Below are 11,853 nucleotides of genomic sequence, written 5' to 3'. Positions count from 1 at the left end.
GGAGAGCGCGCGACCGTCGCGGCGCGGCCCCTCGGCGAGCGAACCGCCCCCGCTGCGCGGCCGGCGCTACTCCTCGCGCTCGCGGAACGCGTCGATCCCCTCGTCGTGCAGCGCCGCGGAGACGTCCGCGACGCCGGCCTTCTGCTCGTCGTGGAACGCGACCAGCCGGTCGCGGATCGCCTCGTGTTCCCGCGAGAGCACCTGCGCGGCCGAGAGGCCGGCGTTGAACGACTTACCCGCGTCGACCGCGACGATGGGCGCGCCCGTGGGCATCCCCAGCACGCTGTCGACGGACTTCTCCTGTACGGGAACGCCGATGACGGGGACCGGATACGCGACCGAGGCGGTCATGTTCGGCAGGTCCGCGGACTTGCCGCCCGCGCCGGCGATTATCACGTCGACTCCCCGGGCCTCCGCCGTCTCCCCGTAGGCGTACATCAGCTCCGGCGTGCGGTGTGCGGAGACGACGTAGCTCTCGAAGGTGAACCGGGCGTCCGGCGGGTTCCCGAAGTCGGTCTGTTCCGCGAAGCCGAGTTCGCGGAGCGCGTCGTAGGCGCCCGCCATCGTGTCGAGGTCCGAGTCCGAGCCCATGATGATCCCCACGTCCGGGGTCGTGGCGGGGTCGGCGTCCGCGTCGGCTTCCGCGTCGAGTCTGTCGATGAGGTTCTGAACGGTGGTCATTGTGGCGTGTCGTGTGTCCGTTGGTCGCGGTCGTGGGTCGCGGTCGTCAGTCGTCGGTGAAGGTCAGTCCGTCGCGCAATTCGCGGGCGCGGGCGAGCAGGTCGGCGCGGTCGGCGCGCGATCGGTCGCCGGGCACGTCGGGAGCGGCGTCTGCCTCCTCGCCGGTCACGGTGAGGTGGCCCATCTTGCGGAGCGGCCGGGCCTCGCGCTTGCCGTACCAGTGGAGGTCGGCGTCGGCCGCGGCCAGCACCGCCTCGACGCCCGACAGCGTCGCGGGCTCCGGCTCGGCCACGTCGCCGAGCACGTTCGCGGTGACCGCGGGCGCGACGAGGTCGGTCGGCCCGAGCGGCCAGCCCAACACGGCGCGGACGTGGTTCTCGAACTGCGAGGTCGCCGCGCCCTCGATGGTCCAGTGCCCGGAGTTGTGGGGCCGGGGCGCGATCTCGTTGACCAGCACCTCGCCGTCCGGCGCCTCGAACAGTTCGATGCCGTAGACGCCGCGGCCGTCGAGGAACTCGAGCACGTCGCGCGCGACCGCCTCCGCGCGCTCCAGCACCGCGTCGTCCGCCCGGGCCGGCGCCACGCTCTCGCGGAGGATCTCCTCGCGGTGGAGGGTCTCGGTGACGGGGTAGGTAGCCACGCCGTCGGGGCCCTTCACGCCGATCACGGAGAGCTCGCGCTCGAAAGGAACGAGCGTCTCGGCCATCGCGTGCGTGCCGAGTTCCGCGAGCGCCGCGGCCGCCTCGTCGGGGTCCTCGACGGGACGGTTACCCCGGCCGTCGTAGCCCCCCTCGCGGGCCTTCAGCATGACGCCGCCGAACGCCTCGACCGCGCGGCGGAGGGCCGCCTCGTCGGAGACCTCGACGAACTCCGGGACCGGGATCCCCGCCTCCTCGAGCGCGCGCTTCTGGACGAGCTTGTCCTGGATGGTGCGGAGCGTCGACGGGTCGGGATGGACCGGCACGTCGAACTCCTCGCTCACCGCCGCCAGCAGGTCCGGGTCCGCGAGCTCGATCTCGTAGGTCACGGCGTCCGCGCGCTCGGCGAGTTCGCGGACGGCCGCCTCGTCGTCGAAGCTCCCCACGATCTGGTCCGCGGTCGTCGGCGCGGCCGGCGGGTCCGGCGTCGGGTCGAGCACGACCACCTCGACGCCCAGCGGCGCGACCGCCTCGCCGATCATCCGTCCCAGCTGACCGCCCCCGACGATGCCGAGCGTCGGGCCGGGAAGTGTCACTGTCACGCGCGAGAATTGCGGACGATACTGCATAAGGATTGCCACCGACAGCCGACTAGTGGGCAAAAACGTGGATCGGAACGGCCGCGCGAAGAGGCGCCACCGAGGGCGTTCGCCGGCGGCCTCGCAACCAGACATTAGTGGGCCCCGGACCAGACGCCCGATATGCGCGTGGTCGTTCTCGGGGGCGGATACGCGGGCCTCGTCACGACGCGAACGCTCGAAGGGACGTTGCCGTCGGCCGTCGACCTGACGCTCGTCGACGAGACCGGCGACCACCTGATCCAGCACGAACTCCACCGGGCCATCCGGCGGCCGGAGTTCGTCGACCGCATCTCCCTCCCACTGACGGACCTGCTGGACCGGGCCACGGTCCGGGAGGCGACGGTGGCGTCCGTCGACCGCGAGGATCGGTCCGTCCGGCTGGCGGACGGCGACGCGGTCGACTACGACGTGGTCGTGGTCGCGCTCGGCGCAGGGACCGACTACCGCGACGTTCCGGGGGTCGCGGAGCACGCGCTCCCGCTCAAGCGGCTCCCGCACGCGAGCCGGATCCGCCGGGAGTTCCGCGGCGTCCTCGACGCCGGTGGCGGCCGAGCGGTGGTCGCGGGCGCGGGCCTGTCGGGCGTCCAGACGGCGGGCGAACTCGCCCAGTTCGCCCGTGACGAAGGGGTCGCCGGCCACGTCGAGGTGGTGCTGCTGGAGGCGGAGGACCGCGTCGTTCCCGGCTTTCCGGAGGAGTTCCGGGCGGCCGTCCGCGAGGAACTCGACCGCCTCGACGTGGCCGTGCGGACGGGGACGCGCGTGACGGCCGCCGGCGCGGACGCCGTCGAGATGGCGGGGGAGTCGGTCGATTCGGCGGACGCCGGGACGCTCCCTCACGGCCTGTTGGTCTGGACCGGCGGGGTGCGGGGCCCGGACGCACTGGACGGCCGTCGCCGGGAGGTCGACGGCACCCTCGCGCTGGACGAGCGCACCTTCGTCGTCGGGGACGCCGCACGGGTCCGGGACGGGAGCGGCGCCGTCGTGCCGCCGAGCGCGCAGGCGGCGGTTCGCGCCTCCGAGACCGCCGCGAACAACGTCGCGGAGGCGGTGGAGGCGCTGAGGGCCGGCCGGGAGCCGGCGTTCGAAACGTGGACCTTCGAGACGCCCGGCTGGCTGGTCTCCGTCGGCGACGGCGCCGTCGCGCAGTTGGGGCCGCGGACGTTCACCGGGCCGACCGCGAACCTGATCAAAAGCGCCGTGGGCGTCACCTACCTCGCCGACCACGGATCGCTCGCCGACGCGTTGGCCGTGTTGCGCGAGGAAGTCGAGGCAGAGCGGGACCTCCTCGACGCGGTCCGCGAGCGCGTCGGCGAGGAGTGACCGCCGGCGGATCGGCCGCGTTGGGGGCACCGCACCGGTCGTGTCGACGGCGCGCATCCGGAGCCAAGGTTCAAAAGGACGCAGGGGATACCCCCAGGTATGCCCACCTTCGAACTCTCGCTGTCAGACGACGTGTACTCCGAGTTCCAGCAGCTCGCGGAACAGGAGTTCGTCTCCGAGGAACAGGCCGCCGAGGAGCTCATCTCCTCGGGCATCGAGGCGTACAACGTCACCGTCGTCGACGAGGAGCCCCGCGACGAGATGCTGGAGGGCGCGGAGAACAACATGTTCGACACGGCGGAGGACCCCGGCAGCATCGAGGACGACCGGCTCTGATCGCGCCCGGGTTTCGCCGAGCGGCGCGCGCTTCGAACGTTTTTACCTCCCAGGCGTCGTACCCCGAGTGACCGATGGATCTACTCGTCGTGGGCGCCGGAGAGATGGGCCGGTGGGTCGCCGACACCGTCGAGGGGACGGTGGCGTTCGCCGACCGCGACCCCGTCGTCGCCCGCGACGCGGCCGACGCGCGCGACGCCCGCGCGGTCGACCCCGACACGACGGAGACGTTCGACGCGGTCTGTCTCGCGGTGCCGATGTCCGCGGTCCCGGACGCGGTCGACGCCTACGCCGACAACGTCGGCGAGGCGGTCTTCGACGTGTCCGGGGCGATGGCGGAACCGGTCGCGGCGCTGCGCGCGGCGTGTCCGGACGCCCAGCGGGCGAGCTTCCATCCCCTGTTCGCGCCGCCGCGCGTGCCGGGCAACGTCGCCGCCGTGATCGACGCCGGCGGCCCGCTGATCGACGCGGTCGTCGCCGACGTGGAGGCCGGCGGCAACGACGTGTTCGAGACGACGCCCGAGGAGCACGACCGCGCGATGGAGACGGTACAGGCAGGCGCGCACGCGGCGATCCTCGCGTGGCGTCTCGCCGGCGAGGACGTGCGCGAGGAGTTCCACACCCCGGTCTCGGGCGCGCTCGACGACCTCGCGGACACCGTCACCGAGGGGTCCCCGGCGGTGTACGCCGAGATCCAGCGCGCCTTCGACGGCGCCGACGCGGTCGCCGAGGCCGCGCGCGACCTCGCGGACGCCGACCCCGAGGCGTTCGCCGCGCTCTACGAGGCGGCCCGCGGCGAACGCGACGCGCGCGACAGACACGACTGACCGACCCGCCGATTCCGATGGCCCACACCACGCCGATGACCCACACCAGATGACCCACATGCTACCCCAATGATCGACAGAGACGCAGTCCGCGACAGCGCGAAGTACCTCAGACAGGTCCGTCCGATCGACCCCGAGGAGCTCGCCGACTACGTCGAGGGCGGGGCTCACCCGGCCGTCGTCAAACAGACGCTCCGCGAGGAGGCGTTCGACCTCGGCCTCCGCGAGCGCGAGGACGGGACCTTCGTCCCGGTCGAGGACGACCCCGCCCCGCTGCCGGGTTGGGGGCCCGAGGCGTTCCCCGAGGCGTACGCGTTCGGAGTCGAGGACCTGCTGATCGGCGAGTTCGGTGCGAACTGGCACCGCGGCGACTCGGGCGGCGACCTCCGCGCGGCCGTCCGCCGGCTGAAGGAGGATTACTACTTCCAGAACGACGTGGAGTACGACCGCGTCGCCGCGCTCGGCTACGCGATCTACCACCTGCCCGACTACTACGCCGCGGTCGGCTACGTCCTCGACGACCTCGCCGAGAACGGGCTGCTCGACCGCCGGCTTCGGGTGCTCGACGTGGGCGCGGGCGTCGGCGGCCCGGCGCTCGGCCTCCACGACTACCTGCCCGACGACGCGGTCGTGGAGTACCACGCGGTCGAGCCGAGCGCCGCCGCGGACGTGCTGGAGGCGCTGCTCGACGAGGCGGACCGCAACTTCCGGCCGACGGTCCACCGCGAGACCGCGGAATCGTTCCTCGGGCTGGAGGGGAACGATGACGACGGCCCGGCCACCGAGCCCTTCGACCTCGTCCTGTTCGGAAACGTGCTCTCGGAACTCGCGGAGCCGGTCCCGGTCGTCGAGGCGGCGCTGGACGCGCTCGCCGCGGACGGCTCGGTCGTCGCGCTCGCGCCCGCGGACCTCAACACCGCGACGGGCCTCCGCGAGATCGAGCGCGCGGTGACGCCGCCCGACGCCGGGACGAGCGTCTACAGCCCGACGCTCCGCCTGTGGCCCGACGCGGTCCCGAGCGACCGCGGCTGGTCGTTCGACGTGCGCCCGGACCTCGAGGTCCCGCCCTTCCAGCGGCGGCTCGACGAGGCGGCCGACCGCGACCCGGGCGAGGCGCCCGGCGAGTTCGTCAACGTCGACGTGCAGTTCGCCTACTCGATCCTCCGCCCGGACGGACAGCGGCGCGTCGACGTGACCGCCAGCCCCGAGCGCCACATGCCGCTCGCGGCCGCCGACGAACACGTCACCGACCGCGTGAACGCCCTCTGGGTGAAGCTGAGCCACGACCTGAGCGACGGCGGCAACCGGCTGTTCAAGGTCGGCGACGGCTCGGAGGACCTGGAGCAGTACGCCGTCCTCACCCGGGAGACGGAGTTGAACCGCGCGCTCCGAGAGGCGGAGTACGGCGCGGTGCTCTCCGTCGAGAACGCGCTCGTCCTCTGGAACGACGACGAGGGCGCGCACAATCACGTCGTCGACGACGAGACGGTCGTCGACCTCGTCGCGCCCTGAGACCGCGACGACCCGGTTTGCGACCGATCGTCGCAGGTCTGCCGCGCTGGACAGCACCACCTCGGAGCCCAGCGTCGCGACCGCACAGCACCCACCTCGCGACCGCACCGCACGGTACCGCGACCGCACAGCACCCACCCCGCGACCGCACCGCACGGTACCGCGACCGCACCGCACCGCCGCGAGTTTTCAGAAAAACGGGATGTCTGACCCGGTCTGCACCGCCCACTGTCGGCGTTCAATGCGGTGTCCCTCGACGAGTTCAACCGCGCCGCCTGCCGGTGAGGGAACCCTTTTGCGCCGGCCGTGGAAGTCACGGGCATGAACGTCACCGAGGAAGCCGCGGCCGCGGTCGAGTCGCGACGGGAGGAGCTGACGGCGCTCGCGAACGACATCTGGGAGCGTCCGGAACCGGCACTGGAGGAGACCTACGCAGCCGGGCGCATCGCCGGCGTGCTCCGCGACCGGGGGTTCGACGTGACCGTCGGCGCGGGCGGGCTGGAGACGGCCATCGTCGCGCGCTATGGCGACGAGGGCCCGGTCGTCGGGACGATGGGCGAGTACGACGCGCTCCCCGGGATGTCCCAGCGCCGGGCGGCCAACCGCGACCCGGTGGAGCAGGGGGCGCCCGGCCACGGCTGCGGGCACAACCTCTTCGGTGTCGGGAGCCTCGGCGGCGCGCTCGCGGTCGCGGACCTGATCGACGACGGCCTCGCGGGCAGCGTCGTCTACGTCGGCACGCCCGCCGAGGAGAAGGGCGGCGGGAAGACGTACCTCGTGCGCGCCGGCATCTTCGACGGCCTCGACGCGGTCGTCTCGTGGCACCCCGGCTGGTACAACGCGCCGACGAAGGGGGCGTGCCTGGCGGTGAACGGCTACGAGGTCACCTTCGAGGGCGTCTCCTCGCACGCGGCGGCCGCGCCCGAGGCCGGCCGGAGCGCGCTCGACGGCCTCCAGTTGTTCCACACCGGCGTCGAGTACATGCGCGAGCACGTGCCGGACCCGGTCCGCATCCACTACGTCGTCACGGAGGGCGGCGACGCGCCGAACGTCGTGCCCCCCGAGGCGACCGGCGAGATCCTCGTCCGCGCGCCCGACCGCGACCTCGTCGAGTCGGTGAGCGAGCGCGTCCTCGACGCCGCCGAGGGCGCGGCGCTGATGGCCGACGTGGACGTGGACGTCACCCAGACGACGGGGCTCCACGGCGTGCAGCCGAACGAGACGCTCGGCGACGCGATCCGCGAGACGATGGCCGACCTCGGCCCGTTCGAGGTGGATGACGCGGAGACGGCCGCCGGCCTCCGCGACTCGCTGGGCGACGTGGAGAGCGCGCTCGCGGAGCTCCCGTCGGACGCCCGAGAGAAGGCCCGCGAGGCGGACTACTTCACCGACCCGATCGACGCGACCGACGCGGGCGAGACGGGGTCGTACTCGACGGACTCCGGCGAGGTGAGTCAGGTCGTCCCGCTCGGGCGGTTCACCGCCGCGACGTGGCCGGTCGGCACGCCCGCCCACTCCTGGCAGGCGGTCGCCGCCAGCGGGACCACGGGCGTCGACGGCGCGTGCTACGCGTCGAAGGTGATCGGCGCGACGCTCGGCCGCCTGATCGCGGACGACGACCTCCGCGCGGCCGCGACCGCGGAGTTCGAGTCGCGCCGCGAGGGCCCCTACGAGCCGCCGATGCCCGAGGACGCGGACCTCTACGACCTGCTGGACGTTGAGCGTCGGCCGGTCGAGGAGGCGTGAGGGAGGCGGCGTGAGGAAAGCGGCGTGAGGGAGACGGCGTGAGGGAGCGGCCCGGATCGGGGAACCGCCGACCGCGGAGAGACGGCTTTTAGACCCCCGCCGGCCGAGGATCGGTCGTCATGAGCGACGTCGAGATCCCGGAGGACCACCCCCGGTACGAGTCCCTCCTCACGCGCCACCGCATCGAGGCGGGCGTCGAGAAGGGGATCACCTCGAAGCAGGGGCTCATCGCGCAGGGGCGCGGGGAGGCGTTCGACTACCTGCTCGGCGAGCGGACGCTCCCCTCCGCCGACGAGGCGGCGCGCGCGGCCGCCGCGCAACTGCTGCTCGCCGACCGCCCGGTCCTCTCGGTGAACGGCAACGTCGCGGCGCTCGTTCCGGGCGAGATGGCCACCCTCGCGGACGCGACCGGCGCCGCGATCGAGGTCAACCTCTTCAACCGGACCGAGGAGCGCATGGCCCGCATCGCGGACCACCTGCGCGAGCACGGCGCGGAGGAGGTGCTCGGCCTGACGGCGGACGGCCGCATCCCGGGGCTCTCCCACGAGCGCGCGAAGGTGGACGCCGAGGGGATCGGCGCCGCCGACGTGGTGCTGGTCCCCCTGGAGGACGGCGACCGCGCCGCCGCCCTCGCCGAGGCCGGCAAGACGGAGATCGTGATCGACCTCAATCCCGGATCGCGGTCGGCGCGCGCCGCGGACGTTCCGATCGTCGACAACATCATCCGCGCCGTCCCGGCCATCACGCGCCACGCCGAGGACCTCGCGGACGCGCCGCGCGAGGAACTGCAGTACGTCGTCGACTCCTTCGACCGCGAGGAGGCCCTCGCGGACGCGGAACGGGCGATCCGACAGGGGTCGTTCGCGGACGGAGAAGGCGAGAACGACAACTCGGTCGAGCGCGCGGAGTAGCCGATTCGCAGCCGGGCCGTTCTCGAACCCGTCCCGACACGGTCCGAACGCGCGGGCACGAGTCGCGTTTCGGCACCGCCGACCGGGACGACCGGCCGGTTTAACGTCTCACCGGCCGTAGCTGTCGCATGATCTCGCGGATCCTCGTTCCGATGGACGACTCGGAGATGGCGAAACAGGCGCTCGAGTACGCCCTCGAGAACCACCCCGACGCCGACATCACCGTCCTGCACGTCGCGGGCACCCCATCCCGATGGGGCGGAGCCGCCACGTCGCTCGCCCTCGAAGACGACGTCGAGGCGGGCGCGGAGGACCGCGCGGAGGACGTGTTCGACGACGCCCGCGACCTCGCCGCCGAGTACGGGAGACAGATAACCACCGAGGTACAGGTCGGGCATCCGGCCCGGGTCATTTTGAACGCCGTGGAGGAGTACGACGCGGTCGTGATCGGGAGCCACGGCGGATCGCTGGTCGATCGTCTGATCGTCGGGAACGTCGCCAAGCAGGTGGTCCACAACTCGCCCGTCTCGGTGATCGTCGCTCGGTGATCGTCGCCCGGAGATCCGCCGTTCGCTGATTGTCGTTCGATGAGCCTCGCTTGGTGATTACCGCTCCCCCAGCGCCCGCTCGATCCGGTCGAACCCCTCCCGCAGTCGCTCCGCGGAGTTGGCGAACGAGAGGCGGAGCTTCCCCCGTCCGGTCTCGCCGAAGCCGCTCCCGGGCGCGAGGACGACGCCGTGGTCCTCCAGCAGCGTCCGCGCGAACGCCATGTCGTCCTCGACGCCCGCGGGGTCCAGAAACGCGTAGAAGGCGCCCTCCGGCCGCGGCGCGGAGAGGCCGTCGATGGCGTCGATGCGCTCGACAACGAGGTCGCGACGACGCTCGAAGGCGCGCCGCATCTCGCGGACGGGCTCCTGCGGCCCGGTGAGCGCGGCGATCGCGGCGTGCTGGGCGACGCTCGACGCGCACGCCGTGGTCGACTCGCGGACCTTCGTCGCCTCGTCGAGGACGTGAGGGTCGCCCGCCAGCCAGCCGAGCCGCCAGCCCGTCATGGCGTACGTCTTCGAGCAGGAGCCGACCGTCAGCACGTGGTCGGGATGGCCCGTCTCCGCGGCGATCCCGCGCGCGTCGCCGTCGTAGGTCAGCCCGAGGTACACCTCGTCGGCGATCACGTACGCGCCGCAGTCGGCCGCGGCCTCCACGACCGCGCGGCACTCCTCGGGGTCGAAGACGCGGCCGGTGGGGTTCGAGGGCGTCGTCAGCACGACCGCGCCCGTCTCCGGGCCCAACTCCTCGATCACGCGGTCGGCGTCGAGGTCGTACCCCGTCTCGGCGGGCATCGGAACCTCGACGAAGTCGGCGTCCGCGAGCGCGGCCTGCGTCTCGTAGTTGGGCCACGTCGGTCCCGGTACGACCAACTCCTCGCCCGGCCCGACCGTGGACAGGACCGCGAGCAGCAGCGCCTCCATCCCGCCGACGGTGACGAGCACCTCGTCGGCGCCGTGCCGGACGCCGTACTCCCGGGCGAGCGTGTCGCTTATCGCCTCCCGACACGCCGGGAGGCCCGCGTTGGAGGTGTAGTGAGTCGCGCCCGCGCGAGCCGCGTCGGCGGCGGCGTCGATGACGTGTTCGGGGGTGTCGAAGTCCGGTTCGCCGACCTCCAGCCGGACGAGGTCGCGCTCCGGTGGTTGCGCCTCCGCGAGGTCGAACATCGTGCGGATCCGCGACCGCTTCGCGCGGCGGACGCGCTCCGTCGGAGTGTGCATACCCGTCCCACCGCGCGAGTCAGCAAAAAGGGGTCGGGAGCCGGCGATGTGGGACGCCACGGGAGGGTACGCCGTCGGGTTTCGCTCGGCGCGCGACGTTCCGCGCGCCGCCTTTCGCGCGCTACTCCCCCACGCCGGGAGCCGACGCGCGGTCCGCGTCCTCGATCCCGGCCGGCGGGCCACCGCCGAACCGGTCGCGGTCGTGCGGGGCCGCGAACTCCAGGTCCGGGCCGCGGGCGACGATGCGCGTGGGCGTCACGTCGGGGTGGGTGGTGTAGTAGTGCTCCTTGATGTGGTCGAGGTTCACGGTCTCGGCCACGTCCGCGGTCGTGTAGAGGTCGCGCAGGTACGGCCAGAGGTGGTCGTACTCGTGAATCTGTTGCACGTTGCACATGAAGTGCGTGTGGTAGACGTGGTCGAAGCGGATCAGCGTGGTGAACATGCAGAGATCCGCCTCGGTGAGGGTGTCCCCGACGAGGTAGCGGCGCTCGCCGAGTTCCTCGTTCCAGCGGTCCAGGGCGCCGAACAGTTCGTCGATCGCCTCGTCGTAGGCCGACTGCGACTCCGCGAATCCGGCGCGGTAGACGCCGTTGTTGATCGGCTCGTAGATGTCGGTGATGGCCTCGTCGACGCGGGCGACGCCCTCGGGGTCGAAGCGGCCGTCCGCGACGCGGTCCGAGGCGTCTGCGTCCTCGGCCTCCGGGAGGAGGGTCGCGTCGTTGCCGACGTCCGTCCCGGCGAAGGCGGTGTCGAGCATCCGGAGGATCTCTCGGGACTCGTTGTTGACGATGGTGTCCTCCTTCTTGTCCCACAGCACCGGAACGGTGACGCGACAGGTTGCGTCCGGGTCCGCCTTCACGTACAGCTCGCGCAGGTAGTCGGCGCCGTGGAGGTGGTCCGGCGTACAGCCCGCCTTCTCGGGGGTGAACTGCCAGCCGTCCTCGCCGCGCCACGGGTCCACGACGGAGACCGAGATGGCGTCCTCCAGCCCGAGCAGCGACCGCGCGAGGAGGGCCCGGTGGGCCCACGGACAGGCGTAGGAGACGTAGAGGTGGTACCGGCCCGCCTCGGGCTGGAAGCGCTCGTCCGGCTCCGCGTCGACGCCCCCCGGGATCGCCGACCCCGCGAGCCAGTTTCTGAAGGTGGTCTCGCCGCGCTGGAACGCACCCTCCTCGTCGGTCGCCTCGTAGGTCTCCGTCCGCCACTCGCCGTTCACGAGCTGGTTCATGTCTCGAGGATGGGGCGCCGCGGGGTTAACCGTTCGGCGAGGACGAGGATACCGGGTGACGCGGGTGTCACCGGCCCGTACGCCCGTTTCGATCCGGGGGTGCGGCCGGCACGCCGCCGACACACGGCCGGCACGCCGCCGACACACGGCCGACACGCCGCCGGCACGCGGCCGGCGAGCGGCCGGCAACATTCCCGAGACCCGGTGCGTTTATGCGGGAGAAGGCCCCAGCGGAGGTATGGCCGCA

The 11,853-nt window shown here is 72.5% G+C and carries 11 protein-coding genes; 7 read left to right on the top strand and 4 right to left on the bottom strand.

Annotated features, from left to right (window positions below; genetic code table 11):
* Positions 1-66: 66 nt before the first annotated feature.
* Both purE and ACZ432_RS11855 read right to left on the bottom strand, forming a co-directional pair.
* Entirely contained in the window at positions 67-681 is a 615-nt protein-coding gene (gene purE / locus ACZ432_RS11860) for a 5-(carboxyamino)imidazole ribonucleotide mutase (protein ID WP_426962218.1), read from the bottom strand.
* Between the two features lie 46 nt (positions 682-727).
* Positions 728-1,921, bottom strand: coding sequence for a 5-(carboxyamino)imidazole ribonucleotide synthase (locus ACZ432_RS11855; protein ID WP_426962219.1), 1,194 nt, complete (start codon positions 1,919-1,921; stop codon positions 728-730).
* Between the two features lie 159 nt (positions 1,922-2,080).
* Here ACZ432_RS11855 and ACZ432_RS11850 point away from each other — a divergent pair, with 159 nt between their 5' ends.
* From ACZ432_RS11850 to ACZ432_RS11820, 7 genes are all read left to right on the top strand, one after another.
* The gene (locus tag ACZ432_RS11850; RefSeq protein WP_426962220.1) at positions 2,081-3,280 is read left to right on the top strand and encodes an NAD(P)/FAD-dependent oxidoreductase; all 1,200 of its coding nucleotides are present in this window, start codon (positions 2,081-2,083) and stop codon (positions 3,278-3,280) included.
* Positions 3,281-3,379: 99 nt separating this feature from the next.
* Entirely contained in the window at positions 3,380-3,616 is a 237-nt protein-coding gene (locus tag ACZ432_RS11845) for a hypothetical protein (RefSeq protein WP_058365944.1), read from the top strand.
* A 74-nt stretch (positions 3,617-3,690) separates the two neighbouring features.
* Positions 3,691-4,443 carry a prephenate dehydrogenase gene (locus ACZ432_RS11840; protein WP_426962221.1) on the top strand — a complete coding sequence of 251 codons (753 nt, stop codon included), beginning with the start codon at positions 3,691-3,693 and terminating at the stop codon, positions 4,441-4,443.
* A 69-nt stretch (positions 4,444-4,512) separates the two neighbouring features.
* Positions 4,513-5,955 carry a small ribosomal subunit Rsm22 family protein gene (locus tag ACZ432_RS11835; protein ID WP_426962222.1) on the top strand — a complete coding sequence of 481 codons (1,443 nt, stop codon included), beginning with the start codon at positions 4,513-4,515 and terminating at the stop codon, positions 5,953-5,955.
* 321 nt (positions 5,956-6,276) lie between these two features.
* On the top strand, positions 6,277-7,701 hold the full coding sequence (locus ACZ432_RS11830; protein ID WP_426962223.1) for an amidohydrolase: 1,425 nt from the start codon (positions 6,277-6,279) through the stop codon (positions 7,699-7,701).
* Positions 7,702-7,820: 119 nt separating this feature from the next.
* The gene (locus ACZ432_RS11825) at positions 7,821-8,612 is read left to right on the top strand and encodes a 4-phosphopantoate--beta-alanine ligase (RefSeq protein WP_426962224.1); all 792 of its coding nucleotides are present in this window, start codon (positions 7,821-7,823) and stop codon (positions 8,610-8,612) included.
* A 128-nt stretch (positions 8,613-8,740) separates the two neighbouring features.
* Positions 8,741-9,160 carry a universal stress protein gene (locus tag ACZ432_RS11820; protein ID WP_426962225.1) on the top strand — a complete coding sequence of 140 codons (420 nt, stop codon included), beginning with the start codon at positions 8,741-8,743 and terminating at the stop codon, positions 9,158-9,160.
* Between the two features lie 57 nt (positions 9,161-9,217).
* Here ACZ432_RS11820 and ACZ432_RS11815 read toward each other — a convergent pair whose 3' ends face one another.
* The gene (locus tag ACZ432_RS11815; RefSeq protein WP_426962226.1) at positions 9,218-10,378 is read right to left on the bottom strand and encodes a pyridoxal phosphate-dependent aminotransferase; all 1,161 of its coding nucleotides are present in this window, start codon (positions 10,376-10,378) and stop codon (positions 9,218-9,220) included.
* Between the two features lie 121 nt (positions 10,379-10,499).
* Positions 10,500-11,606: a glutathione S-transferase family protein gene (locus ACZ432_RS11810; RefSeq protein ID WP_426962227.1), complete on the bottom strand. Its 1,107-nt coding sequence runs from the start codon at positions 11,604-11,606 to the stop codon at positions 10,500-10,502.
* Positions 11,607-11,853 lie beyond the last annotated feature (247 nt).

The organism is Haloparvum alkalitolerans (genome assembly GCF_055381565.1).
This window is presented reverse-complemented; position numbering and strand designations above follow the sequence as displayed.